The 24,832-nt window shown below is 43.1% G+C and carries 26 protein-coding genes, 4 tRNA genes and 1 riboswitch; of the genes, 10 read left to right on the forward strand and 20 right to left on the reverse strand.

Going from position 1 to position 24,832, the window contains the following annotated elements; translation table 11 throughout:
• Positions 1–37 precede the first annotated feature (37 nt).
• The 3 genes from lipB to rpoD form a co-directional block, all read right to left on the reverse strand.
• Positions 38–700 (reverse strand): lipoyl(octanoyl) transferase LipB, encoded by a 663-nt coding sequence (lipB, locus tag CDG61_RS04885; RefSeq protein WP_087551192.1) that lies wholly within the window; start codon positions 698–700, stop codon positions 38–40.
• 123 nt (positions 701–823) lie between these two features.
• On the reverse strand, positions 824–1,111 hold the full coding sequence (locus CDG61_RS04890; protein WP_087513501.1) for a YbeD family protein: 288 nt from the start codon (positions 1,109–1,111) through the stop codon (positions 824–826).
• A 123-nt stretch (positions 1,112–1,234) separates the two neighbouring features.
• Positions 1,235–3,124, reverse strand: coding sequence for an RNA polymerase sigma factor RpoD (gene rpoD / locus CDG61_RS04895; protein ID WP_087551191.1), 1,890 nt, complete (start codon positions 3,122–3,124; stop codon positions 1,235–1,237).
• Positions 3,125–3,490: 366 nt separating this feature from the next.
• Between rpoD and CDG61_RS04900 the strand changes: the two genes are divergently transcribed.
• Positions 3,491–3,691 (forward strand): PA3496 family putative envelope integrity protein, encoded by a 201-nt coding sequence (locus CDG61_RS04900; protein WP_087513499.1) that lies wholly within the window; start codon positions 3,491–3,493, stop codon positions 3,689–3,691.
• Between the two features lie 67 nt (positions 3,692–3,758).
• Positions 3,759–4,286, forward strand: coding sequence for a YecA family protein (locus CDG61_RS04905; protein WP_087513498.1), 528 nt, complete (start codon positions 3,759–3,761; stop codon positions 4,284–4,286).
• Between the two features lie 73 nt (positions 4,287–4,359).
• Here CDG61_RS04905 and CDG61_RS04910 read toward each other — a convergent pair whose 3' ends face one another.
• From CDG61_RS04910 to CDG61_RS04920, 3 genes are all read right to left on the reverse strand, one after another.
• A complete protein-coding gene (locus CDG61_RS04910; protein WP_087551190.1) occupies positions 4,360–4,782 on the reverse strand; it encodes an ABZJ_00895 family protein in 423 nt (140 codons plus the stop codon).
• 31 nt (positions 4,783–4,813) lie between these two features.
• On the reverse strand, positions 4,814–5,422 hold the full coding sequence (locus CDG61_RS04915) for a DedA family protein (RefSeq protein WP_087513496.1): 609 nt from the start codon (positions 5,420–5,422) through the stop codon (positions 4,814–4,816).
• A 136-nt stretch (positions 5,423–5,558) separates the two neighbouring features.
• Positions 5,559–6,491 carry a rhodanese-related sulfurtransferase gene (locus CDG61_RS04920; RefSeq protein WP_087551189.1) on the reverse strand — a complete coding sequence of 311 codons (933 nt, stop codon included), beginning with the start codon at positions 6,489–6,491 and terminating at the stop codon, positions 5,559–5,561.
• A 205-nt stretch (positions 6,492–6,696) separates the two neighbouring features.
• On the opposite strand from CDG61_RS04920, the gene CDG61_RS04925 reads away from it, so the two are divergent.
• Together CDG61_RS04925 and CDG61_RS04930 are read left to right on the forward strand one after the other, a co-directional pair.
• Positions 6,697–7,188 (forward strand): DUF1289 domain-containing protein, encoded by a 492-nt coding sequence (locus tag CDG61_RS04925; RefSeq protein ID WP_087551238.1) that lies wholly within the window; start codon positions 6,697–6,699, stop codon positions 7,186–7,188.
• Positions 7,189–7,233: 45 nt separating this feature from the next.
• A complete protein-coding gene (locus CDG61_RS04930) occupies positions 7,234–7,848 on the forward strand; it encodes a LysE family translocator (protein ID WP_087551237.1) in 615 nt (204 codons plus the stop codon).
• 104 nt (positions 7,849–7,952) lie between these two features.
• On the opposite strand, the gene ribB is transcribed toward CDG61_RS04930, so the two are convergent.
• The gene (gene ribB / locus CDG61_RS04935; protein ID WP_087551188.1) at positions 7,953–8,612 is read right to left on the reverse strand and encodes a 3,4-dihydroxy-2-butanone-4-phosphate synthase; all 660 of its coding nucleotides are present in this window, start codon (positions 8,610–8,612) and stop codon (positions 7,953–7,955) included.
• 106 nt (positions 8,613–8,718) lie between these two features.
• A riboswitch (FMN riboswitch) is annotated at positions 8,719–8,878 on the reverse strand.
• A 136-nt stretch (positions 8,879–9,014) separates the two neighbouring features.
• Between ribB and CDG61_RS04940 the strand changes: the two genes are divergently transcribed.
• Positions 9,015–10,799, forward strand: coding sequence for a DUF2157 domain-containing protein (locus CDG61_RS04940; protein WP_087551187.1), 1,785 nt, complete (start codon positions 9,015–9,017; stop codon positions 10,797–10,799).
• On the forward strand, positions 10,796–11,383 hold the full coding sequence (locus CDG61_RS04945) for a GDYXXLXY domain-containing protein (RefSeq protein ID WP_087551186.1): 588 nt from the start codon (positions 10,796–10,798) through the stop codon (positions 11,381–11,383). The genes CDG61_RS04940 and CDG61_RS04945 overlap by 4 nt, the downstream gene beginning before the upstream one ends.
• Positions 11,384–11,446: 63 nt before the next feature.
• On the opposite strand, the gene panD is transcribed toward CDG61_RS04945, so the two are convergent.
• The 11 genes from panD to CDG61_RS05000 all read right to left on the reverse strand — a co-directional run bounded on the left by panD (position 11,447) and on the right by CDG61_RS05000 (position 17,565).
• Positions 11,447–11,827 (reverse strand): aspartate 1-decarboxylase, encoded by a 381-nt coding sequence (gene panD, locus CDG61_RS04950; RefSeq protein WP_087513491.1) that lies wholly within the window; start codon positions 11,825–11,827, stop codon positions 11,447–11,449.
• Between the two features lie 145 nt (positions 11,828–11,972).
• Positions 11,973–12,554: an aminoacyl-tRNA hydrolase gene (gene pth / locus CDG61_RS04955; protein WP_087551185.1), complete on the reverse strand. Its 582-nt coding sequence runs from the start codon at positions 12,552–12,554 to the stop codon at positions 11,973–11,975.
• Positions 12,555–12,573: 19 nt separating this feature from the next.
• Positions 12,574–12,870 (reverse strand): 50S ribosomal protein L25, encoded by a 297-nt coding sequence (gene rplY / locus CDG61_RS04960; RefSeq protein WP_087513529.1) that lies wholly within the window; start codon positions 12,868–12,870, stop codon positions 12,574–12,576.
• A 99-nt stretch (positions 12,871–12,969) separates the two neighbouring features.
• On the reverse strand, positions 12,970–13,923 hold the full coding sequence (locus tag CDG61_RS04965; RefSeq protein ID WP_087513489.1) for a ribose-phosphate pyrophosphokinase: 954 nt from the start codon (positions 13,921–13,923) through the stop codon (positions 12,970–12,972).
• Between the two features lie 36 nt (positions 13,924–13,959).
• Positions 13,960–14,034: transfer RNA gene (locus tag CDG61_RS04970), tRNA-Gln, on the reverse strand.
• 91 nt (positions 14,035–14,125) lie between these two features.
• Positions 14,126–14,200, reverse strand: a tRNA-Gln gene (locus tag CDG61_RS04975).
• A 30-nt stretch (positions 14,201–14,230) separates the two neighbouring features.
• Positions 14,231–14,305: transfer RNA gene (locus CDG61_RS04980), tRNA-Gln, on the reverse strand.
• 38 nt (positions 14,306–14,343) lie between these two features.
• Positions 14,344–14,418: transfer RNA gene (locus tag CDG61_RS04985), tRNA-Gln, on the reverse strand.
• Between the two features lie 4 nt (positions 14,419–14,422).
• Positions 14,423–15,250: a 4-(cytidine 5'-diphospho)-2-C-methyl-D-erythritol kinase gene (ispE, locus tag CDG61_RS04990; protein WP_087551184.1), complete on the reverse strand. Its 828-nt coding sequence runs from the start codon at positions 15,248–15,250 to the stop codon at positions 14,423–14,425.
• A gap of 12 nt (positions 15,251–15,262) precedes the next feature.
• Complete coding sequence (gene lolB, locus CDG61_RS04995) at positions 15,263–15,844, reverse strand: lipoprotein insertase outer membrane protein LolB (protein WP_087551183.1); 582 nt, start codon at positions 15,842–15,844, stop codon at positions 15,263–15,265.
• A gap of 8 nt (positions 15,845–15,852) precedes the next feature.
• Positions 15,853–17,565, reverse strand: a complete 1,713-nt coding sequence (locus tag CDG61_RS05000) for a tetratricopeptide repeat protein (RefSeq protein WP_087551236.1) — start codon at positions 17,563–17,565, stop codon at positions 15,853–15,855.
• Positions 17,566–17,643: 78 nt separating this feature from the next.
• Here CDG61_RS05000 and hemA point away from each other — a divergent pair, with 78 nt between their 5' ends.
• Positions 17,644–18,927: a glutamyl-tRNA reductase gene (gene hemA / locus CDG61_RS05005; protein WP_087551182.1), complete on the forward strand. Its 1,284-nt coding sequence runs from the start codon at positions 17,644–17,646 to the stop codon at positions 18,925–18,927.
• An 18-nt stretch (positions 18,928–18,945) separates the two neighbouring features.
• Here hemA and CDG61_RS05010 read toward each other — a convergent pair whose 3' ends face one another.
• Positions 18,946–20,856, reverse strand: coding sequence for a DNA primase (locus CDG61_RS05010; protein WP_087551235.1), 1,911 nt, complete (start codon positions 20,854–20,856; stop codon positions 18,946–18,948).
• 165 nt (positions 20,857–21,021) lie between these two features.
• A complete protein-coding gene (locus CDG61_RS05015) occupies positions 21,022–22,041 on the reverse strand; it encodes an outer membrane protein assembly factor BamD (protein ID WP_087551181.1) in 1,020 nt (339 codons plus the stop codon).
• A 71-nt stretch (positions 22,042–22,112) separates the two neighbouring features.
• Here CDG61_RS05015 and rluD point away from each other — a divergent pair, with 71 nt between their 5' ends.
• The 3 genes from rluD (at position 22,113) to CDG61_RS05030 (ending at position 24,684) form a co-directional block, all read left to right on the forward strand.
• Positions 22,113–23,165, forward strand: coding sequence for a 23S rRNA pseudouridine(1911/1915/1917) synthase RluD (gene rluD / locus CDG61_RS05020; RefSeq protein WP_087551180.1), 1,053 nt, complete (start codon positions 22,113–22,115; stop codon positions 23,163–23,165).
• Between the two features lie 92 nt (positions 23,166–23,257).
• Positions 23,258–24,007: a peptidoglycan editing factor PgeF gene (gene pgeF, locus CDG61_RS05025; RefSeq protein WP_087551179.1), complete on the forward strand. Its 750-nt coding sequence runs from the start codon at positions 23,258–23,260 to the stop codon at positions 24,005–24,007.
• Positions 24,008–24,132: 125 nt separating this feature from the next.
• Entirely contained in the window at positions 24,133–24,684 is a 552-nt protein-coding gene (locus CDG61_RS05030) for a flavodoxin family protein (RefSeq protein ID WP_087551178.1), read from the forward strand.
• Positions 24,685–24,832: the final 148 nt, after the last annotated feature.

Consider the following 24,832-nt stretch of genomic DNA (forward strand, 5'->3'; position numbering starts at 1 on the left):
ATACTCTAATTTGTTTTTGTGTGAAATGCAAAGTCTTTTATTGTTCTATGACTTCTACGTCATTAAAGTAACCGCTGTCTTTTAAAGATTCAATCACATCTGCACAGAAGTTTTCAAAACGTGGATAAGTTTCAGGAATAAGATCCATCACTCTGACCATTTCAAGTCCTGCATAACCACATGGATTAATCGTATGAAATCCGGTCAGATCACAGTCAATATTTAATGCTAAGCCGTGATAACTACGTCCTTTACGGATTTTAAAACCCAGAGACCCAATTTTACGTTCATCAACATATACACCTGGTGCATCTGCTTTAGCATATGCCGTGATGCCATATTTTTTCAGCAGTTCAATCATCAGATTTTCAGCATAGGACACCAGGCTGCGGACATTCCATTTCAGTCGGTTTAAATCAAACATGAAATAGACCACCATCTGACCAGGACCATGCCATGTAATCTGACCGCCACGGTCGCTCTGAACCACTGGAATATCGGTATGTGCCAGGATATGTTCAGGTTTTCCTGCCTGTCCCTGCGTCAGTACATCGTGATGCTGCAAAATCCACAGTTCATCGGGTGTATTTTCATCACGGTTTTCTGTCAGGTTTTTCATTGCCTGAAAACGGTCAGCATATTCAACCGCTGTTTCAAAGTGTCGAATAATCAGCTTGGGTTTCAGAACAGTATCATTCACAGAACAGGTATCCTTTTCGTCAAAACTGTTTGTCCAATTATAGACTTTTCAACTGAACTGTGGAGCTGAAAAAGACCGTGGAGACATAAAAAAACACGCCAGCAGGCGTGTTTTTAAAGCAGATTACAGTGCTGTTTTAATCAGAGGGCAGGCTGCAAGATCGGCATAAAGCTGATGTACCTGTTCCAGTTCTTCAAAACGGAGCTGCGCAGTAATGGAGTGATATTTACCTGTACGCGAAGGCTGAACTGATAAAGTCGCTCCATCAAACTCAGGAAAATGTTTCACTAAAATTTCCAGGACTGCAACGTGCAGTTCTGTACCTGCATTACCAATGAGTTTAATTGGGTAGTCCATTGGAAAAACCCAGAGATGTTCCTGTAATTCGCGGGATGGTGTGCGATCTGGCATAGTCATGAGAGTCAGTCCCCCTTATATCAAACGCCTGCATGAGTGCAGGCGCTGTTGTGGTTCTCTTGATTACTTAATGGAGACTTTCAATAATTTTTCAAGCCTCCATCGGAGTATCAGAAATCAGTCGTTTTCCAGGAAAGAACGTAAGTGTTCTGAGCGGGAAGGGTGACGTAATTTACGCAGCGCTTTCGCTTCGATCTGACGGATACGTTCACGGGTTACATCAAACTGTTTACCTACTTCTTCGAGAGTATGGTCAGTTGGCATATCAATACCAAAACGCATTTTCAGAACTTTCGCTTCACGTTCAGTCAGGTTTTCCAGGACTTCACGGGTTGCTTCTTTTAAGCCTTCTGAAGTCGCAGCATCTACAGGAGATGTAATGTTGCTGTCTTCAATGAAGTCACCAAGATGTGAATCTTCATCATCACCGATTGGCGTTTCCATGGAAATCGGCTCTTTGGCAATTTTAAGCACTTTACGTACTTTCACTTCGTCCATTTCCAGACGTTCACCCAGTTCTTCAGGGGTAGGCTCACGACCCATTTCCTGAAGCAGCTGACGGGATACACGGTTGATCTTGTTAATGGTTTCGATCATGTGTACCGGAATACGGATTGTACGTGCCTGATCCGCGATTGAACGCGTGATTGCCTGACGGATCCACCATGTTGCATAAGTTGAGAACTTATAACCACGACGGTATTCAAACTTATCCACGGCTTTCATCAGACCGATGTTACCTTCCTGAATCAGATCCAGGAACTGTAAACCACGGTTGGTGTATTTTTTCGCAATTGAGATCACCAGACGTAAGTTGGCTTCGACCATTTCTTTTTTCGCACGACGGGCTTTTGCTTCACCAACCGCCATACGTTTGGAAATGTCTTTAATGTCTTTTACATTTAAGCCAAGTTCTTTCTCAAGATCTGCAATTTTCTGCTGGAATGCCAGTACATCAGGGCGAACTTTTTCAAGATAGCCTTTCAGTTCAGCAGGCGCTTTGGCAATCTGTTCATCCAGCCATGCAGGATTTGATTCCTGGCCAGGGAAAGAAGTACGGAACTGAGTACGGTCCATACGGCCACGACGGACTGCATAACGCATCACTTCACGTTCAGAAGTACGGATCTGTTCATGTGTGCCACGGATCATTTCTGAAATAATATCGAAAAGACGTGGAGTGAATTTGAACATCATAAAGACAGCGGCAAGTGCCTCCATCGCTTCAGTACCCTGAGCGCTGTTTCGTCCATGCTGTGCAATTGCCTGTTTCGCAGTGTTCCAGGCATTTTCCAGTTCTTCAAAACGTGCTTTCGCAATTTCAGGATCTGGACCTGATTCGCCTTCAGAGTCATCATCACCCTCAGACTCTTCCTCTTCATCATCGTCATCCAGTTTTACATCTTTGGTTGGCTTTTTAGATGAATCTTCGTCGTCGTCAAGTTCTTCTGCGCTGTCTTCCAGTACTTCTGGAATATCTTCATCTGTTTCAGGGTCTAAATAACCTGATAAAATATCGGCAAGGCGGCGCTCACCGGTTTCGTATTCTTTGTATTCCTGAAGAACCACTTCCACTGCATTTGGCCAGTAGGCAATCGAGTTCAGAACGTCGCGGATACCTTCCTCGATACGTTTTGCAATACTGATTTCGCCTTCACGGGTCAACAGTTCAACGGTACCCATTTCACGCATATACATACGGACTGGGTCAGTGGTTCGACCAGGTTCATTTTCAACAGATGCAAGTACCGCAGCGGCTTCTTCTTCTGCAACCTCATCGGCTGCTTCCGCGTTGTCTCCGAACATCGTATCGTCAGATTCAGGCGCACGTTCGTGTACAGGAATACCAACGTCCTGAAGCATCTGAATAATGTCTTCAATCTGCTCGCTTTCTGTGATTGAGTCCGGCAGATGATCGTTAACTTCAGCGTAAGTTAAGTAACCCTGTTCCTTGCCTCGGCTAATCAGCGCCGCTACCTGTGAAGTAGGGGAAGTCATATCGCTCATCTTTGCTTACTCTTCATTGAATCTGTGGCGGTAAAAAACCGTGCATGATAGCACAATTCGCTCAAAATACTTTCTGATTTGATCAGTCAGCAGTGAATTTATGTAGTTTGATTTAACAACTGCTTAACAGTATTGGGGCAATATAAAAACTTTCAAGTCCTGTCTCTGTTCGAGCTTCACACTTTAATGTTTATAGGGTGGTTTGAACTGAAAAATAACTGATTATAAATACACAATTTTATTAGGTGTATGCAAGAGGATAATATGCAATTGGTATAAAAAATCAAATAAAACTTGACAGGAAACTGTAAGAAAGATAAATAGCGCCTAGACCCATTCAAATTTTTTCATTATGAGGTAGTTTTAGTGTCTTCTACAGATTTCGAACTGGATGATAGCTACGGTGATGATGATGTTAATTTCGAAGAGGCATCAAGTAAAATCAGTGCTAAAGAATCACTTGAAAAGCGCCGTCTGATTGATGACCTTCTCGCAAAGCGTCGCCTTGAACGTGAGCTGAAAGATTTCGATTATGATATTGATGACGACGATTTTGACGACGAGTAAAAAGTCATTGGGCAAGCTGCCTTTCGATGCTATGCTTTGACACTGATGAAAACCGCCTGGAAATAACATGAGTGCTTTGGATTTAGATCTGTTAAGTGATTATCTTGATGGGGACCAGAATGAATATGGTCTCGATTTTGCTGCGACACATGGCTTTTTATGTGCCATAGCAGTTGGTCCTCAGTTCGACAAATGGCTTGAAGAGCTGTTTGAGGGAAATCAGAGCAAAGCACCGAAAGAAATCGTAGCGCAGATTAAACTGTGGCTTGAAGACCTGCGTCAGAAACTTTCAAATGAAGAAGGGATTGAATTTCCTTTTGAAATTGAAGAAGCGGATGTTGAATCGAGTCTGGGCGACTGGGCAGTCGGTTTTGTGGATGCAATGTTCCTGAATGAAGATGGATGGTTCACACCTGAATTTGAAGAGCAGGTGGTTGATCTGACCTTACCAATGATGGTTTTCAGTGGTGTCGATGATGAAGATCCACAAATGGAGTCTTTCCGTCGCAATGGTCAGTTAATGGACGAAATTGCAGAAGAAATTCCTGAAAATCTGAATGAAATTTATCTGATGTTCCATACACCAGCAAAATAATCTGTTCAGCATTAAAAAAGCACCTTACTTCAGGTGCTTTTTTATTGATTATATGAAATATGGGAGCACCCTGTCAGCCTGATATATTGGTCCGGTTCAGACAGCGCTTGGCATACCAGTGATATGCAACATGAAAAACTGCACCATGAATGGCAATCAGGCAGAGCATGATCACAGCTGACAGACCTATTCCTGCCTGATCTGCTGCCTGTAAAATCTGTTCAGCATCAGGATTCAGCATCACAAGAAAAAAGACAAACAGACTGCCAATAATAATAGCAACAGCAGATGATCCCCAGATCAGCTGTACTTTTTCTTCAGGAGTTGGCAGGCGTTTTTCCCGTTTTACAAAATGCCCCGCAGCAATGAAGGCTGAGGCAATCAAAGCAGGCAACAGGGTAATACCACTTAAATTTAAAGCAATGATCAGTACGGTGGTCAGCAGCACCAGTGCAATGCTGTAGACGGATGCGAAATAAAGCAGATAATGTTTCACGTTCAGGTTACTCTATGAATAATTTTTTTATTCATTTTAGTGGCTTATGACTGTATTTACGGTATAGCCATACAGCAGAAAATGCAATACAGATTGCCACAATGATATAGCCGACCCGACTGAAAATCTGATGCATCAGTGCCTGATTTTCACCAAAGTAATAACCGACAGTAGCTAAAAAAGTCGTCCAGATAATAGTGCCTGATCCACTGTACAGCATGAATTTCCAGAAGGGCATGTGACTCATGCCTGCGGGTATGCTGATCAGTGAGCGTACAGCGGGAATCATCCTGCCGAAGAAAACGATACGGTGTCCGTAACGTTCAAACCATTCCAGGGCTTTTTCCACATCTTCTTTTTTGATGAACAGATATTTACCGAAACGGTCAACCAGACCAAACAGTTTGTCATGTGAAATTTTTCTTCCAGCCCAGTACAGCACTGCGGCAGCAATCAGTGAGCCGAGACTGCCTGCGATAATCACACCTGTCAGAAGAAGCTGTCCTTTGGAAGCGGTATAACCCGCTGAAGGCATAATAATTTCAGAAGGGATAGGGGGGAATACATTATCCAGGAACATGAGCAAGGCAATACCGAAGTAGCCAAGTTGCTCCATAATGGAAATAATCCATTCAGTCATATTTGAAGTTCAGTCAGATTTTTTAACAGTTTAATTGAGCGGGTCATTATGTATATATGAATTGTATTAATTTTATGCGATAAAAAAGGAGATTCATCTGAATCTCCCTTTTTTTACTTAAAATAATATTTCCAGTTTACAGGCGTTTACGTTTAGCCGCAGTAATTTGTGACTGACGCATACGGAAACCTTCTTTTTGCTTTTCAGAAGTTTTGTCGATGCAGTACTTACAAGACACGCCATGTTCATAGCTAGGTAAAGCCACTTCTTCAGGAACCAAAGGCCAGCCACATGCGTGACATTTGGTATTTTCGCCTTCTTCCATACCATGCGTGACCGCAGTACGACCATCAAAGACGAAACATTCACCTTCCCACATGCTTTCTTCAGCAGGGGTTTCTTCGAGGTATTTTAAAATACCGCCTTTCAAGTGATAAACCTCATTGAAACCTTCCTGAAGAAGTAATGACGTCGATTTTTCACAACGGATACCGCCGGTACAGAACATCGCGATTTTTTTATCTTTATGCTGTTCCAGCTCTTTTTTCACGTAATCTGGAAATTCACGGAAAGTTTCAGTTTTAGGGTCAATCGCACCCTTAAAAGTCCCTGCTTTATATTCATAATCATTACGTGTATCGATCAGGATCACATCATCACGTGCGATTAAGTCATTCCATTCTTTAGGATCAAGATAGTGTCCAACCAGGTCACGTGGTTTAACTTCTACGCCTAGAGTCACGATTTCTTTTTTATGTTTGATTTTCATTTTACGGAACGGTTTTTCTTCACTGTGCGATTCTTTATATTCCATCGCTGTGAAACCTTCATCTAAAAGGAACTGATGAATCACATCAATCGCTTTACGGTCACCCGCAACTGTTCCATTAATACCTTCATCAGCAACAATCAGAGTACCGCATAGGTTGATGGTTTTTACCAGATCTAAAAGACGTTGTTGAAGATCGGCAGAATCTTGAACTTCTTTGAATTGATAAAGTGCGGCAACAACCCAACCAGAGGTCGCTTGCTGTTCTACAGGTGCAAGCTGTTCTACAGTAGCGTTCATGGAGTACTCCAAATGTGTAAATACAGGATAAAATTTAAGGCGCACATTTTAACGTGATTTGCTCAGGTTTGCGAGAAAACCTTATTGAAAAAATGGGTTTTTCAAATCTTTGCAGTATGGGTATGATGCTGTCATATTTTGAATGAACTGTGTACGGACGTTAATGTCAGTATTACAGGATGAATTATTTTTACAGGAGTCTGTTTTGAGTACTGATCGTCGAATTGCCTCATTAACCCCATGTGCAGGGCGTTGTTCAACGGTATTTGGTGATTCAGTATGTCGTGGTTGCCGCCGCTTTAATCACGAAGTAATCAAATGGAATACTTATACGGAAGAGCAGCACAGTGCTGTCTGGAAACGGCTGGATGCACAGCTGGATCAGATTCTGATTCCGATGTTGCCACTGGCGGACTTACGTCATGTAGAAGGTTTTGTACTTTCACGCAGAGTCCGTTTGCGTGATGATGCATCTAAAGGACGAAAGCTTTATCATGCGTTGAAAATATGTGAAAAGAATAAAAATTTTACTGAAGACAGCGGTCTTGGAATCACTCAGAAGCAGGTCAAACCGATCTGGCAGGAGTTTGAACGGCGTGTACTGGCACTGGCAACGGCAAGTTATGATCTGGCTTTTTTAAGAGCGGATGGGATCAGTCATCATCTGTTGCAGATGGATGAAGAGCAGGAGATTTAATGATCATCAACGGATTTTATTCTGAACAACATACTGTTGCTGGACATAAAAGTGGCTGAGTATCTGCTGTATTGTTTTGCTGTGGTGATTATGATTGCCACACCTGGTCCTGTAATGATGCTGGTGGCGAGTGCGGGTTTAAAGGGGGGTTATGCTCAGGCATTCAAAACCATTACTGGAACCAATCTTGCGTCCCTGGTTCTGATTACATTGTCTGTACTGATTATTAAAGGCGCGGTTCATATTAATGAACAATGGCTCAGTACTGTGCAGATTCTGGGAAGTTCTTATATTGCCTGGCTTGGTATTCAGATCATAAGAGAAGCACGGACGGAAGTGCATCCTGCTGTTGGGGATGTGCAGAGTACAGATGGCGGTTTTGTCCAGGGTTTTATGGTTGGGATTTCAAATCCTAAAGACATTATTTTCTTTGCTTCATTTTTTCCACAGTTTATTCATATCACATCAGATATCAATATCAGTCTTATGATTTTGACTTTCAGCTGGATTGTTCTGGATTTTGCCACGCTGTCGGTAGTTTATCTTGGGTTTAACAAACTGTCAGGCTCAAGTATTTATCGTTATCTGTTGCTTGCCTGTGGCTGTATTCTGATGGCTGTTGCAGTTTTTGGACTGTATTCAGGATTAAAAAATTTCTGATATTCAGTGGTTGTTAAATATTAATGAATCTAAAAAAACTCCCATAGATTGAATCTTTGGGAGTTTTTTTCTGTTGCTTAAATTAAATCAGAAACAGCAAAAAATTATATGTTGTGAGTCAGTCGGTACTGAACCAGTTCTTCAATAGTGATCAAAGTCAGATCATGTGTCTGAGCATAAGCCAGGACCTGGATACCTGATGCCATTGTGCCATCTGGATTGGTTACTTCACACAGCACACCTGCGGGTTTTAAACCTGCTAAACGTGCCAGATCAATTGAACCCTCAGTATGACCACGACGAGTAAGTACACCACCACTGCGACCACGTAAAGGGAATACATGCCCAGGACGGTTTAGATCACTGGCAACAGCACCATCTTTAATCGCAGCATGAATCGTTGTGGTACGGTCTTTTGCCGATACGCCAGTGGTTACGCCTTCAGCAGCTTCAATGGTGATGGTAAATGCCGTTTTAAACTGACTGGAGTTATCCTGAACCATTGATGGTAATTCAAGATGATCGGCAAGTTCATCAGTCAGTGTTAAACAGACTATTCCAGAACCGTCACGGATCATACGTGCCATGGTTTCGGCATTGAGGGTTTCGGCAGCAACGATCAGATCAGCTTCATTTTCACGATCAAAATCGTCCATGACCAGGACGGGTTTGCCCTGGCGCATATCTTCTAAAGCTTGTTGAATACGTTGCTCAGCAGGGGAAAGTGCCGAAAAGAAAATTTCAGGTTGAATTAAACTGGACATTGAAACGCTCTCGTAAAAAATAAATACGGTTGAACATTTCAGGACATGTGAAATAGTGGCGTTACAAAACATTTTCCAATACAGGGCACTGGAATTTTTACTGTGACGTCGTCTTCTTTCATCCGGACTATACCGTCGGCTTTGGAATCTCACCAAATCTGCGAATCACTGGAGAAGTGACTGGCTCGTGGGCTACTGAAACATCAAGGTAGAATGATGATTCAGATTACCACCGGTGGGGAATTACACCCCGCCCTGAAGCGATGTAAGATCATTATAGACTGTTTTACAGTGTAGATATGTTTTTTGTTTAGAATGATCAGTACTATGAATAGAACAATCTGTGCTAAAGCATAGTGGATAAAAGGTTTAATAATGAAAAATAAAGACGGGGTATAGGCATTGATCAGAACTCAGCAGACAGTATTTTCATGGCAGGATCAGAAATTTGTACAGCATTTACAGATCTTTGGTTTTACATTGATTGCGGTCAGTGTTTTATATCTGATTGCAGCCAACTGGTTTATGTTGCCTCAATCTGTACAGTTGGTGATTCCACAACTTTTATTGTTACTGAGTGCGCTGTCCAGTGTTTTTCTGGTCAAAAATGATTCTTTAATCCAGTGTTTACATGCTGTCTGTGGCTTGATGATCGGGCTGTGTATGGCAGTTATTGGACAGGTTTATCAGACAGGTGCAGACAGTTATTTACTGTTTTTCATCTGGTCTGTGCTGCTGTTGCCCTGGCTGTACCGCTCTAGTATTGGCATCTTTTTTCTGCTGTGTATTGTGAGTCAGATTGCTTTATTTTTATTCTTTATTCAAACCTTTTGGGGAGATGAATCTCCAACCGTTTTTTTACTGTCTATCCATCTCCTGGCACTGTTACAGTTTTTATTCTGTCTCAGATATTATCCAAAAATAAGATATTTATTCATCATCTGGTTTGCCATGCTTTCTGTATGGAATATGGTGATGTTCTTATATATGGATAAGGGACTGCTCTATTTTATTTGTTCATTGATTTTATTGAGCATCGCATTTATTTATTTCTATAAGAAAAATGATCAGTTGTGCAGTGTACTGTCTGCGGTCACTTTAGGGATTACTTTCACCTTAATCATTGTGAAATGGCTTGATAATTTATTCAGACAGTCTGAAATCTTGGGGCTGCTGATCATTGCGGTAATTATTTTTGCATGGTTTGCATTGATTACTTTTTTACTGATTAAGTTTATTCCGAACAGCCGATTCAATAATATTCCTCTGGCTGTTGGTGCGTGGATTTCAGGGATTGTGCTGTCTTCATTGATGCTGACATTCTGGGGGAATTTTTCCTTAATTATGGGCATCATTTTTGTGGCTTTCGCAGCCTATATGCTCAAAATAAAGCAGAATTTATTTTTAAGACAGCTTGCTTACTGTTTGTTTGTCGCAGGGCAGGTCGCAATCCTGTTTCATACTTATGATTTGACCGAAAAGATTTATCCACTGTTGTTGATTCAGGCTGTTGGGCTGATCGTCGCATATTGGGTCAGAACGCACTGGTTCTTTGTTTTTGTTCAGTTGTCTGCGCTCTATGCTTTGGGTGTTGCGATGATCTGGCATGACAATGCAGCACACTTCTGGATGGGAAATGTTGAAAATTTTGCTTATCTGACGCTGCTGACTTATGTTTTTTATACGGCGCTGCTGTGGGTTCAGAAAATTCAACCGCAACAATATCAAAGAAGTTTGATGCTTTGTAATTTAGTGATTACTGTTTTTTCTGTTGGTTTTTACGCTTTTTTAGGAAAAAGTGAATTCGCTGATATTCAGCTTATTCCAGCCTTTACATTTGGTCTTCCGATTTTGTGGTGTGTATTATTTTTAATTCTGCATATACAGAATCAGTTCAATTTTTTAGCACAATGTGTTTTAGCGATTTTTGGTGCTGTGCTGATTTATTTCGGTTATTTTGAAATCTTTATTGTGCTGGCGGTGCTTTCATGGGCTTTGATGAAGCATGATAAATTCATCTCTGCTTTTGCATTATTGACCTTAACGGTTATTTTATGGTGCCTGTATTATTCACTGGAAGTGACTTTTCTGGTGAAAAGTCTGAGTATCTTTATTTCAGGCATCACGCTGTTATTACTGAGTCTATGTTTAGTGCATTTTAAAAATAAAGAGGGGATAACACAATGAAAAAAAATATCCCTTTGGTTATCGCCATTCTGAGTGTTGTATTTTTTCTTGGCCTGATCCTGAAAAATGAGCAACATTTAAAACACAGTGACAGTATTTATATTCAGCTTGCACCTGTAGATCCCCGTTCTTTGATCCAGGGGGACTATATGGTGCTCAATTATGATCTGAGCTTTTATGATGTGGCTGTGCAAAAGGGTGATCCACATATTCCCATGAATGCTACTGCAATTAAAAATAAGTCTTCGGTTGTTGCTTATGTCGCACTCGATGCACAGCGTCGTGTGGTGAAAACCAGTCTGGATCCAAGATTACTGGAAATGTATCCATCAGCCAGTCATCGTATCGTACTTAAAAATCCTGATAATCGCCTGGATAGGCTTTATCCTGCTTCGAACAGCTTTCTGTTTGCAGAGGGCTTGGCTGAATGCTATCAGGCTGCGCAATATGCAGAGTTTAAAGTCGATGAAAGGGGTAATGCTATTCTTGCTTCGTTGCGTGGCGGTGATTTGAAGTCTTTGGGCTGTGAAAAAAACAAGAAGTGGTGGAATGGAAATTTACCCGTTTTGATGCATAAAGATTGAATTAATAGATGTAAAAAACCCGCATTAAGCGGGTTTTTTTAGAATCTTTGAGTACTGTGCTTATTAAGCCACCTGGACAGGAATGCAGTTCGCTGTGTGGTTCACAGTATTGTCTGGATTTGCATACACAAGACGCGGTTTATGTGCATCCGCTTCTGCATTGGTAAAGTCACCAAATGTTGCAATAATCACGATATCGCCAACATCTGCCTGGTGTGCAGCACCGCCATTGACAGAAATAATGCCTGAGTTATCTTCACCACGAATCGCGTAAGTTGTGAAGCGTTTACCATTTGTCACGTTCCAGACATGAATTTCTTCATATTCACGGATGCCAGCTAAATCCATCAGAACGCCATCAATCGCACAGGAGCCTTCATAGTGAAGTTCTGCATGAGTAACGAAAGCGCGGTGAATTTTACATTTTAATAAACGAGATAGCATGGCTAGCGTCTCCTTAGTGGACCTAAGATGTTTTATCTTATGGTTGAATCAAATAGCTTCGTCCTGGACAGGCTTCAGCGCAAACGCATTTTGCTCTGAAATAAACGTCAAGGCAAGCGCTATTGTTCAACAATTCGTGAATTTATCAGTTCGGTTTGTAAGCATTGATCTGATTCATGGCTTGCTGTACATCACCATTGACCAGCAGTTTAATACGGGATAATGCATGATGAAGCGCATCGTCCATCAGAGTCTGTTCTGAGGAAGGTGCTTTGCCAAGGACATGTCCAGATACGCGTTCTTTTGAACCTGGATGACCGATTCCTATGCGTAAACGATGGAAATCAGAACCGATGTGGGGAACAATATCTTTTAAACCATTGTGTCCACCATGACCACCACCTGTTTTCAGGCGAATGACACCTGGATTCATATCCAGTTCATCATGGGCTATCAGCATAGATGATGGGGCAATGTTATAGAATTTTGCGAAGGGAACAACACTTTTACCAGAGGCATTCATAAAGGTTGTGGGTAACAGCAGACGAACGTCCTGACCTTCGATATTACCACGACCGCTGATTCCGTTGAATTTTGGGTCAGCTTTGAGGGAAATGCCATATTGATCTGCAAGGCGTTCAACGAACCAGAAGCCTGCATTATGGCGGGTCTGGGCATATTCCTTTCCAGGATTACCCAGACCTACAATCAGTGAAATATCTGACACTAATTTACACCATCAACACTTATGCGCGTTTGAAGTCAGCGTGCATAGGCGTGTTTTTAGCTGGGTGACGCTGTAAAGCCTGGATTTTAACGCTTTCAGCTTTACCGTCGATGTTGATTTCAACAACTTCTTCAAAGAAAGCATTGCTTTCTAAAGCTTTAACAAGCTCACGAAGTTCTAAAGTTACAGCAACAGGAGCAGCTTCACCACCGTAGATGATCGCTGGTACTTTGTTCTGAAGACGAAGGCGGCGGCTCGAACCTTTCCCTTGAACTGCTTCTTCACGTGCTACTGCATTTAATACGAAGTTTGCCATGACAGACATTCCTAATTTAAGTTTAATTGACTGAACCTTCGACCAGTTCAGTGATAGAAAGCCCCACCAAAAGGCAGGGCTTTTAAATTCAGCGCTATATTATAGATAAGAATCGAACATTGCGCTAATAGATTCTTCGTTGTTAATACGACGAATTGTTTCAGCAACCATACTTGCTACTGAAACCTGGCGAATCTTACCAAGATTTAAAGCTTCATCAGAAAGAGGAATCGTATCTGTTACAACCAATTCATCAATCACAGAATTTTTAAGATTTTCAAGTGCTTTACCTGAAAGTACTGGGTGAGTTGCATAAGCAACAACTTTACGAGCACCGAATTTTTTCAATGCATCAGCTGCTTTACACAATGTACCAGCAGTATCAACCATATCATCGACGATGACACAATCACGATCTTTCACATCACCAATCAAATGCATCACTTGTGATTCATTCGCTTTCTGGCGACGTTTATCAATGATTGCAAGGTCAATATCACCCATTTGTTTAGCAACAGCACGTGCACGTACTACACCGCCAACGTCAGGTGAAACCACCATCAGGTTGTCATGAGACTGTTGACGTAAGTCAGCAAGCAGTGCAGGAGTACCGTAGATGTTGTCTACAGGAATATCAAAGAAACCCTGAATCTGGTCAGCATGCAGGTCGATCATTACAACACGGTCAATACCAACAGTTGTCAGCATATCTGCAACAACTTTAGCAGTAATTGGAACACGGGTTGAACGAGGACGACGATCCTGACGGGCATAACCGAAGTAAGGAATCACAGCAGTAATACGACCAGCACTTGCGCGACGCAAAGCATCAGCCATTACTAAGATTTCCATCAGGTTATCATTTGTAGGGGCACAAGTAGGCTGTACGATAAATACGTCTTTACCACGCACGTTTTCAGTAATTTCAACAGTGATTTCACCGTCAGAAAATTTACCTACAGCGGCAGCACCCAGAGGGATATGCAAGTGGCTAACGACTTTTTGGGCGAATTGTGGATGCGCAGACCCACTAAAAACGACAAGATTGGGCATGAAGCACCCTTGGCGGTTGGCAGATTTGAAAGTATATGGCAGGGGCGGCTGGATTCGAACCAACGGATGCCGAGATCAAAACCCGGTGCCTTACCACTTGGCGACGCCCCTAATGCGGCAGAATTTTAGTGTTTCCAACTGTTTTTGTCAAGGTAAACTGGCAAAAAACAGTGAATACCATGTTCTGTCTTTTTTGAGAAAATGGCAGGGGCGGCTGGATTCGAACCAACGGATGCCGAGATCAAAACCCGGTGCCTTACCACTTGGCGACGCCCCTAATTGATGTGTTGTTCAGTATGCTAAGTAATGGCAGGGGCGGCTGGATTCGAACCAACGGATGCCGAGATCAAAACCCGGTGCCTTACCACTTGGCGACGCCCCTGTTACTTAGATGAACAAACATCTTACAGATGAAAATGATGGCAGGGGCGGCTGGATTCGAACCAACGGATGCCGAGATCAAAACCCGGTGCCTTACCACTTGGCGACGCCCCTATCATTACACTTTGAAATGAATGAGTGGTGATTCTTTTAAGCTGTTCACAATGTAGGATTTACATGGTGAATGTTTTAAAATCTCATCAGTATTCATATCTTCAGTGACTTCAACAAAAACACAGGCACCTGTACCTGTAAGTTTTGCAGTTCCGAACTGATTCAGATACTGCATCGCTTCATCGACTTCAGGATATAGACTTCTTGCTGTTGGCTCAAAGTTATTTATGAAATCGGATGGCTTAAGCTGATAGGCGCAAAATTTAGTAGGCTTAGTGTCTCTTGTCAATGTTTTTTGTGAAAAAAGCAGTTGAGTGCTGATAAAACAGTCAGGTTTTAACACAATGTACTGTTTTTGATCTAAGTCTATGAATGTTAAGTGTTCACCAATACCTTCAGCCCATGCGTTCCGTCCATGAACAAAAATCGGGACATCAGCGCCAAGTCTCAGCCCCAGTTCTGCCAGCTGTTCAGTGTTTAAACCGCATTTCCATAATTGATTGACCACAATCAGGGTGGTTGCTGCATTGGAGGAACCACCACCTAAACCTGCACCCATGGGAATATTTTTTTCAATACGGATATGCAGACCACCTGGCTGTTGAGCAAATGGTTTTAAGATTTCAGTCGCTCTGAAGATCAGATTCTGCTGTAAATCAACGCTGTTTAATCCGTCAATTAAAACATCCTGAGTATCTGTCTGGGTGAATTCCAGCCAGTCAGACAGGTCAATCAACTGAAAAATACTCTGCAGTTCGTGATAACCGTTTTCACGGCGACCGGTGATATGCAGAAACAGATTTAATTTGGAAGGGGACTGTACTCGGATCATAAGTGGTATGAATTAACGGTTCTGAATAATCATTGTAATACGGTTTTCCTGACCAGATTCAAGTGATTGTTTAAGAATCAGTTTGTTGGGGAGCAGGGTGGCTTCATTGTAGCTGAGACTGACAGCCCAGCCATCTTCATTCAGTTGTTCAATCCGTCCCTGTTCATCTTTTTTAATTTCAGCAGAAGTCGTTGCAGGTTTTGCCTGAACCCAGCTGACTAAATGTGTAATCGGTGCTTGCCAGCCCGTTGCTCTTTCCAGCAGTTCTTCAGGTGTTTCAGCAGTAATCAGACCAGTTTTAGCGCTGTTTAAAGACACTTCACCTGGTTTTCCTGTGATCTGGGTTTTACCCACACCCAGGATACCGCTCAGCTCTATGTCAAATTCCTGCTGCTGCTGTATCCATGTAAAAAATGCACTGCCACTCTGCTGAGGTGTGCGGACACCGATTTTACCCTGAAGGCTGAACTGGCTCGGTGCTTCCGGTAGCTGTGCTTCAGGGGGTAACTGAGGTTTGGTGTACTGCTGACAACCAGTCAGCATCAGTAATCCTGAGGTCACAAGAACAGTGCTGAAACGTGTGAATAATTGCATGAATCGGGTTAACTCTTTTTAGTCTGTTGAGGTAACAGTAATGAAGTCAGTTGATCCAGTTGTGGATCATCTGGATGATTTTGTTGTAGCTGATGTAACACTGTGTTGAACTGATTCAGTTCACCCTGCATGTACAGGGCACGTGCATATCGGACACCAATTTTTATGCTTTTACTGATGGAGTAGGCTTTTTGCAGTACCTGGGCAGATGTTTTGAAGTCATTCTGTAAAAAAGTGATATAGCCCAGTGTGTCCAGGATGGATGCCTGCTCTGGCGCATTGTCCAGTGCCTGCTCTGCGTACTTCCGTGCTTCATCCAGCCGTCTGTTCTGTAATGCCAGCGTATAGGCATAAGCATTCAGGTAGGTAGGACTGTTGGGTTCAATCTCCAGCAGTTTTTTCAGCAGTCTGTCCAGTTTGTCTCTGGATTCATAAGGATCGAGTAACAGGACTTCAGCATAGATCAGTTCTGGATCATCGGGCAGGTTTTTGATGGCTTCATCCAGAATGCGCAATGCTGCTTTTTTGTTGTTGGTGCGTTTTAAGATCTCAGCCTGTGCAAGATAGAGAAAACTGGCATGCTGTGGATAGTTGACCCGTTCCTGTGTCAGAAAACGCAGTGCATCATTCAGACGGTTCTGCTGTGCAAAGATTGAGATCATATTACGCCTGGAAACCGTATACAGGCTTCCATCCACAAGTCGATAGTAGGCTTTGGCTGTTTCAAAATGCTGTTTTCTTTCTGCATTGACTGCCAGGTAATAATACGCTTCATTCTGATACTGAGCTGAATAACGCAATTCGACCAGGTATTTTTCTGCAATTTCATATTTCTCAAGATCAATCGCAGTCAGACCTGTAATGAACAGCGCTTCTTCGGCATCAGGCCATTTTTTCAGAATGGTTTCCAGGTGCTCGAGTGCCAGTTCAGATTCATTTTTCTTGATCAGATATTTGACTTCAGCGAGTCGTATTTCAAGATTATTGCGGTTTTTTCGGCTGGCTCTTTCGTACCATGCCCGTGTCGCATTTTCATCTCCCATTGCATTCAGGAGATTGGCTTTCATTAAAATATAACTGGTTGCTTTGGGACGCTTTTTTAAGGCTTTGTTGACAGTTTCCAGTGCCTGTTTCAGCTGACCGTTCTGCGCTTCTAGCCCTGCGATCAGCACAAGGATGGATGGATTTTCACGTTCGTTGCTTGAACTGAGAGCACTGGTCAGATACTGACGGTCTTCTTCGGATTCGGGTGAAATGCCAGCCAGAATTTCTTCAAGGTCAGCGGTTGGATCAATCTTTAAAATTTTATCCAGTGTTTCAGCTGCAAGTTCATATTCATGTGTTTTCAGCGCAATATGTGACAGATAAAACAGGGCTGGAACATCAGATGGTTCCTGAACCACCCAGTGCGTTGCAATATCCAGTGCTGCCTGCAGGTTGTCCTGTTCAATCGCAATATTTAAGGCTCTTTGTTTGACCGCGGTTGAATTGCTTTTGATGGCAAGAACGGTGTAATTGTGCAAAGCAGTTGGAAAATCATGATAAGCCAGGGCAAATTCGGCAATCATGCTTTGTTTTATGGCATTATAGTTTGAGTCGGCATGGTATATTTCTCCAGCAGCACGAACTTGTGCTGAGGAAGCCATGCTACCGACCAGTAAGAATGTGGTAGAATATTGCTTAATTGTCGCGCCGTTGAGTCGGCTGTTTGTTTGACGCAATTTTTCTGAATCCAAGTAATGCTTTTTATGACACCGATGTTGCACAATAGCATAAATTTAGCGAAATGATGATCTGATATGTCTTTCTTTGCATTGGGTGTCAACCATCAAACCGCGTCTGTAGAACTGCGTGAGCAGATTGCATTTAACCCTGAAAAGTTAAGTGAAATACTCGCACAGCAAAGCGAACATCATGATCTGAATGATATGGTGGTCGTTTCTACATGTAACCGTACAGAAGTCTATGCCATGTCCGAAGATGCGGATAAGGTATTGGACTGGCTCGCCCGTGCCAATGGTATTGATGTAAAACAATTGTTGAATCATGTATACCGTTATGAAAATGCTCAGGCAGTTACTCACCTGATGCGGGTGTCCAGTGGACTCGACTCCCTGATGCTGGGAGAACCGCAGATTTTAGGGCAGGTCAAATCGGCACTGTCACTGGCCAAAGATGCAGCAACAGTTTCTCCTGATCTGAACAGAATATTTGAATACGCTTTCTATGCGGCTAAACGTGTACGTTCTGAAACTGCGGTTGGCAGTCATGCTGTATCCATGGGCTATGCCGTGGCACAGCTGGCACAGCAGGTATTCAGTAAGCCTGAAAAACTGACCGTGATGGTGGTTGCCGCAGGTGAGATGAACAGTCTGGTGGCAAAACATCTGGCGGAAATGGGAGTTGCAAAGGTCTTGATCTGTAATCGTGGACAGGAACGTGCGGAAACGCTTGCCCGTGAAATTGCACATCGTGTGGATGTTGAAATTGTTCCTTTTTCTGCACTGGCTGAAAACTTACATCGTGCAGATGTGATTTCCAGCTGTACGGGCAGTCTGCATCAGGTCATTGCATTTTCAGATGTAAAGTCGGCATTGAAGAAGCGTCGTTATCAGCAGATGTTAATGGTGGATCTGGCTGTTCCACGTGATATAGATCCGAAGGTTGAAAGCCTGGATGGTGTGTATCTGTATGGTGTGGATGATCTTCAGTCCGTCATTGACGATAATCTGGCGCAGCGCCGACAGGCAGCGGTTGAAGCTGAGATCATGGTCAACCAGCTGGCGACAGAACTGGTGACACAGCAGAAAGTGAATCAGGCCGGTCAGACCATTCATGCATACCGTCAGCATGGTGAAACTTTGAGAGAGGAAGAGCTTGCTTTAGCAATGCAGCGTATTGCTAAAGGTGAAAATCCTGAACAGGTCATGCAGGAGTTTTCACACAGACTGACTCAGAAGCTGCTGCACCCTGCTTCTATTCTGTTACGTGAAACAGCAAAAGAAGAAGATCCTTCCATTTTTGAATCCATTAAAAACAATCTGGATGACGTCTACAGAAAGCGACGCAAAAGTAAAAAATAAGCAGAAATAAAAATCAGTTCAGGACACCAGTCTTAAACTGATTTTTTTGGTCAGCTCATTCAGCTGTTGTCGTAAATTTCTGGATTCAATCAATGAACCAGGAGATTTCATTTTGTTTCTTAAGTATTTTTCCTGCAAAGCTAAGGCATATTCGGTTGCCAGTTTATCTGCCATTTCAGGTGCCTGCGTCAGGGCTTCAATATTTGTACGCTGAATAATGTCGGCGATTTCCTGTGCATAACGGCTACAGGCACCCAGCACATAATAGGTTGCCAGTTCCTGGTCATCAGGCAGTTCTTCAAACACAATATTCATTAGTCGAAGAACTTCAGCCAACAGTTCATTTTGCGGAACGACAGCTCTTAAAGTCTCAAAATGTATATATAAAAACGGATGGTGCATCAGAATCGCAAGTGCAAAATCTTCATCACGGGTACGGATACTGAAAGAAAGCGATGCGTCATTACTGACCTGTGGGGTCCAGCGACGACCATAACCCAGTTTTTCTTTAAAAGACTGGCTCAGCAGATAGCGGAATGAACCTGTCTTAGGTAACAGTTCAGTCAGCTGGCGCAGTTCAGCCATAACCAGGCTTTTGCCTTCTGGAGTAGTGATGTCATGATTCTGTGTTAAATACGCAAAGATAAAATCTGACAGTAACGGTGCCTGTTGAAGTAAACGCTGGAAATTTTCTATGCCTTCCTGGCGGATCAGTGAGTCAGGATCATGTTCTTTGGGCAGAACAAAAAATTTAAGTTCACGACCGTCATTCAGCAATGGAAGAGCAATTTCCAGTGTTCTGCGAGCAGCTTTCTGTCCCGCGGCATCACCATCAAATGCAAGGGTAATGCGGTTATTCTGTTTAAACAGAATATTCAGATGTTCGGTGTTACTGGCTGTTCCAAGAGTTGCAACAGCACCATTGATGCCATACTGCTGTAAGGCAATGACATCCATATAGCCCTCAACCATCAGCCAGTCCTGGGCTTTAAGCTTACGTCCCTCATACAGACCGTACAGTAACTGATTTTTGTGAAAGACTTCGGAATCAGGGGAGTTGATGTATTTAGGTTTGATTTCATCATTCAGCGCACGACCACCGAAACCTACCACACGACCTTTACTGTCCCGAATCGGGAAAATAACACGGTCTCTCAGCAGGTCAAAAGCCCGACCATTGTCACTGGTCCGTATCAGTCCCAGCAGCTTTAAACCCTCAACATCCTGAGGGAATTTTTTTTCAAGATGCTGCCAGTCTTCAGGTGCATAGCCTAAACGCCAGAACTGAATGGTTTCAGCACTGAGACCACGCTGCTTAAAATACTGCTGTGCAGTTTTACTGCCTGGAAGCTGTGATTCATAATACTGAGCCACACTTTCCAGCAGATCGTACAGGTTTCCTTCCTGAGCGGTGTCTTCAGCAGCAGCCATATCAAACTGCATGAAAGGATCATTGAAATGATAGATACTGTCATCGAAAGATGGCGGAAGAATTTCTGCAAAAGGATCAATGGATGTATCTGGTACAGATACTGTCGGCTGAGTTTTCTGCTGAGCAGGATTGTTTGGAGCAACAGGAATACTGACAGGTTTCGGGGCTTCTTTTTTATAGCTGAGACGCTTGGAGTCCTGATTGTCTTTGGGCAGCTCAATTCCAGTCTGACTGGAAAGATCCTTCATGACATCAATAAAATTACGACTGTCGATATCCATTAAAAAACGGATGGCGTTACCATTTGCCTGACAACCGAAACAGTGAAAATACTGTTTATCACGGTAGACGTGAAAAGACGGTGATTTTTCCTGATGAAAAGGGCAGCAGCCTGACCAGGTCCGTCCTGTTTTTTTCAGTTTCACACGCTGACCGATCAGATCGACGATATCGGTCCGATCCAGAATCTGATCAATGGTGTGCTGAGGAATGGCCATAGTTCTGTCGCGCTGCATGAAAACTGAAAATTTGAGTGCTGTGAGAGGCTGTTACTCTCAGTTCAGTACAACTTTTAAGCTACCTTAAAAAGAATTGAAAGTACAGAAACAGCAAGGGCAAGTATGATAACTTGCCCTTGCTTAAAATGCACTGTACAGCTGAATTTATTGCGCAGGTGCTGCTGCATCAGTTGGTGCAGCATCCTCTACAGGCGCTGGAATACTTTTTGACTTTTCAGGACGGTCAAGCAGGCCAAAACTCAGGCGGTTGGTCAGACTGCGTTCTTCTGTTACAGACTGTTGCTCTGCTTCAGCTTCAGATGAGTTTTTCGCCTCACGACCAAAAATTCCCAATGTTGCACGGTTGAACCAGCTGCCTTCTTTACGGGCTGCACGTAAATTTACCGTTCCATCAGATTTGACCAGGTTCGGATAGTTCAGTTTCAGTACTTCAGCATATTGCTGAGCCATTGCCTGATCTCCGAGTTTGCTGTAACCATAAGAAATGGTTGCCAGTGCTTCAGGAATCTGTGGTGTCTGTGGGAAATGTTCGATCACCCATTGTGAACGCTCAATCGCAGCAACAAAGGCTTTTCGTTTAATAGCGAAACGGGCAGCATTCATTTCACTTTCTGCCAGTTCATTTCCAATAAACTTCATACGCTGTGCTGCATCTACAGCATAGGTGCTGGATGGATAACGGCGAATGAAATCGACAAAATTCTGATACGCCAGTTTCATGTAGCTGACATCACGATGAGCCTGTTTCAGCGAGGTATAACGCAGAATGGCATCATAATTCTGTTCCATATTGGCTACACCACGGACATAGTAAGCATAGTCCACATTTGGATGCTGAGGGTTCAGACGGATAAAACGGTCAGCCAGTGCAACAGCACCCTCATAATCTTTCTGCTGGAATTTGACATACAGCAGTTCAAGCTGAGCCTGTTGTGCAGAGTCCCCAGTCGGATAATACGTATCCACCGATTCCAGGTATTTTGCAGCATCTGTATATTGTCCACGTTCCAGGGCTTTTTCTGCTTTCTGCATATAAACCTGTTCACTGGACTGCGGTCCTGTATCCACCACTTCTTTTTTTGGATTACTGCTACAGCCCACCATTGCAGATGCAATGCCTAAAGACAGGACCAGCATTGTAATTTTATAATGTGGCAGCGACATAAAAATTCCTCTGTTAATATGGGCAATGAGCTACAATTGCGCTATTAAACCACTTTTGTCTGAATGATCAAATGACCCAAGCACAATCTTCCAATTCCATTATCCCTGAAACTGATCTGAATGTATTTGAAGATTCTGAGGATGCAGATAATCATAATTCAGAGTCAACTGCAACACGTTTATCGTTGCAATTTCAACTGGATGAAAGCTTTCTCGGCCAGCGGATCGACCAGGTCGCTGCCATCGTATGGAGTGATTTTTCCAGGGAAAAACTGAAACAGTGGCTGAAAGAAGGTCATTTGTTGGTAAATGGTAACACTGTTAAGCCTAAATATAAGTGTGAAGGGCATGAACTGCTGACACTTGAAACTGAACTGGAAGTGCAGACTGCCAGTCAGCCGGAAGATATTCCACTGAATATTGTCTATGAAGACAATGACATTATTGTGATTAATAAACCGGTTGGTATGGTGGTTCACCCAGGTGCAGGTAATCATACCGGTACACTGGTGAATGCGCTGCTGCATCATTATCCGAAATCTGCGGAACTGACCCGTGCCGGGCTTGTACACCGTATTGATAAAGATACCAGTGGTCTGCTGGTGGTGGCTAAAAATCTTGAATCCCAGTTTTCTTTAAGTAAACAGCTGGCACGTAAGTCCGTGTACCGTGTGTATGACCTGGTGGTTTATGGCAATATGATTGCAGGTGGAACGATTGATGAACCGATCAAGCGTCATCCTGTAGATCGCGTAAAAATGGCTATTCTGCCAGGCGGACGTGATGCAGTAACACATTACAATGTAAAAGAACGCTTCCAGCACTTTACCCGTGTTCAGGCACGTCTTGAAACGGGACGTACACATCAGATTCGTGTTCATTTCAGTTATATCGGTTTTGGTCTGGTTGGCGATCCTGTTTATATGTCACGTGTACGGGTACCAGCAGGGGCATCTGAACTGTTGAGTGATACTTTACGTGGCTTTAAACGCCAGGCTTTACATGCTGCAAAACTGGGCCTGATTCACCCGCGTACAGGTGAGGAAATGATGTTTGAAGCGCCGTGGTCTGAAGATTTTGCTGAACTGGTCAATGTACTTCGTTCAGAAAATGCAGCGTATTGATTGCGGAAAAAGACCAGACAGTACTGACAGGGAAGCTCAGCCTTTTCTGTCAGCCAGTGCAAAAGTAAAAATGACGGTAAATGGAGTTGAATATGCAGTTTGTGCAGGGATTACCAGCAGGCATCTATGTCGGTCAGACTCGGGTGCATCATCCTGAAACATGTCCTTCAGAACAGCCTGAACTTGAGGGTTTTAATCTTGCCTTGCATGTCAGTGACGATGCACTTCGGGTTCAGCAGCACAGAATGACACTGCTCAAAGACTTTGCCGGTTATGGCGTCACAAAAATTACATGGATGACTCAGACACACAGTACCATTTGCCGTACTGTGAACAAGGATATTTACTTTGATGCCCCTGAGGGGGATGGACTGGTCACTCAGACCACAGGTCATGCCCTGATGATGATGACCGCAGACTGTCTGCCTGTTGTTCTGGGGAATGCTGAAGGCAGTGAAATCGCCAATCTTCATGCAGGATGGCGTGGACTGGCAGGTGGAATTATTGAAAATACCATTGCTGAAATGAAGTCAGCTCCAGACTGGGCATGGCTGGGGGCTGCCATCAGTCAGCCCTGTTTTGAAGTTGGAGCTGAAGTCAAAACAGCATTCTGTTCAAAATATGCCGAACTTGAAAGTGCCTTTGAACCAGGTGATCAGGCAGGCAAATATTATGCTGACCTGTATGCAATTGCCCGTTTTATCCTGAAGGCACATGGAGTACAGACTGTACTTGGTGGTGATCAGTGTTCATACCGTCAGCCCGATGAGTATTTTTCCTATCGCAGACATGCAAAAACTGGACGTATGGCAACCTTTGTTTTTATGGAAAATAAAAACTGAACGACTCCTAAGATCATGAAAGACTGAAAATTGAATTACTTAGTACTGAAATGCACAGCGATTTCAGGAATTGTTTAAATATGAATAGATGTTAAACTTGACAAAATTTGTCTGTTTTAACTGCTATGTCATTGTCTGCAAAATCTCTCGCCATTGTTTACCACAGCCCTTATGGGCATACCGCTAAAGTTGCTTCCTTTATTGCACAGGGTGCAGAAAAAACAGGTGTTCAGGTGTCTGTAATGGATATTGAGCACATTGACTGGGATATCCTGGATCAGGCAGATGCAATTATTTTTGGCAGTCCAACCTATATGGGCAGTGTGACTGGCCCTTTTAAAATGTTCATGGATTCCACTTCCAGACGATGGAAAAACAGAGACTGGCAAGGCAAACTGGCTGCCGCTTTTACCAACTCAGGTGGTTTGAGTGGTGACAAACTCTCCGTTCTTCAGCAGATCAATATCTTTGCTATGCAGCATGGCATGCTGTGGAGTGGGTTGCCCTTGATGCCAACTGGAATCAAACCTACAGACCTGAACCGTATGGCGGGTTATCTGGGATTGATGACGCAGTCTGATAATGCACCTGTGGATATCACACCACCTTCTGGTGATCTGGAAACAGCGCAATGGTTTGGTGAATATGTTGCGCTATTGTTAAAAAGAGTAAATTAGTTAACATTGTTGCGCTGTTTTAGTGCAATTCCACTCCATTGTTTTTAATGATTAAAAATGGATTTATTGGCAAAAAACACCAATATTTAGTGATTTTAGTCACCTAAATGAATGTTGCATGTGATTTCATACTGGTCTAGTTTGTTTT

The organism is Acinetobacter sp. WCHAc010052 (assembly GCF_002165295.2).
Lineage (GTDB): Bacteria > Pseudomonadota > Gammaproteobacteria > Pseudomonadales > Moraxellaceae > Acinetobacter > Acinetobacter chinensis.

Coding starts and splice junctions, on each gene's coding strand:
- CDG61_RS04890 (WP_087513501.1), bottom strand. CDS start 1,111: ATGCCAGATCGCACACCATCCCGCGAATTACAGGAACATCTCTGGGTT.
- rpoD (WP_087551191.1), bottom strand. CDS start 3,124: ATGAGCGATATGACTTCCCCTACTTCACAGGTAGCGGCGCTGATTAGC.
- CDG61_RS04905 (WP_087513498.1), top strand. CDS start 3,759: ATGAGTGCTTTGGATTTAGATCTGTTAAGTGATTATCTTGATGGGGAC.
- CDG61_RS04915 (WP_087513496.1), bottom strand. CDS start 5,422: ATGACTGAATGGATTATTTCCATTATGGAGCAACTTGGCTACTTCGGT.
- CDG61_RS04920 (WP_087551189.1), bottom strand. CDS start 6,491: ATGAACGCTACTGTAGAACAGCTTGCACCTGTAGAACAGCAAGCGACC.
- ribB (WP_087551188.1), bottom strand. CDS start 8,612: ATGTCCAGTTTAATTCAACCTGAAATTTTCTTTTCGGCACTTTCCCCT.
- CDG61_RS04945 (WP_087551186.1), top strand. CDS start 10,796: ATGAAAAAAAATATCCCTTTGGTTATCGCCATTCTGAGTGTTGTATTT.
- panD (WP_087513491.1), bottom strand. CDS start 11,827: ATGCTATCTCGTTTATTAAAATGTAAAATTCACCGCGCTTTCGTTACT.
- rplY (WP_087513529.1), bottom strand. CDS start 12,870: ATGGCAAACTTCGTATTAAATGCAGTAGCACGTGAAGAAGCAGTTCAA.
- CDG61_RS04965 (WP_087513489.1), bottom strand. CDS start 13,923: ATGCCCAATCTTGTCGTTTTTAGTGGGTCTGCGCATCCACAATTCGCC.
- ispE (WP_087551184.1), bottom strand. CDS start 15,250: ATGATCCGAGTACAGTCCCCTTCCAAATTAAATCTGTTTCTGCATATC.
- lolB (WP_087551183.1), bottom strand. CDS start 15,844: ATGCAATTATTCACACGTTTCAGCACTGTTCTTGTGACCTCAGGATTA.
- hemA (WP_087551182.1), top strand. CDS start 17,644: ATGTCTTTCTTTGCATTGGGTGTCAACCATCAAACCGCGTCTGTAGAA.
- CDG61_RS05010 (WP_087551235.1), bottom strand. CDS start 20,856: ATGGCCATTCCTCAGCACACCATTGATCAGATTCTGGATCGGACCGAT.
- CDG61_RS05015 (WP_087551181.1), bottom strand. CDS start 22,041: ATGTCGCTGCCACATTATAAAATTACAATGCTGGTCCTGTCTTTAGGC.
- rluD (WP_087551180.1), top strand. CDS start 22,113: ATGACCCAAGCACAATCTTCCAATTCCATTATCCCTGAAACTGATCTG.
- pgeF (WP_087551179.1), top strand. CDS start 23,258: ATGCAGTTTGTGCAGGGATTACCAGCAGGCATCTATGTCGGTCAGACT.
- CDG61_RS05030 (WP_087551178.1), top strand. CDS start 24,133: ATGTCATTGTCTGCAAAATCTCTCGCCATTGTTTACCACAGCCCTTAT.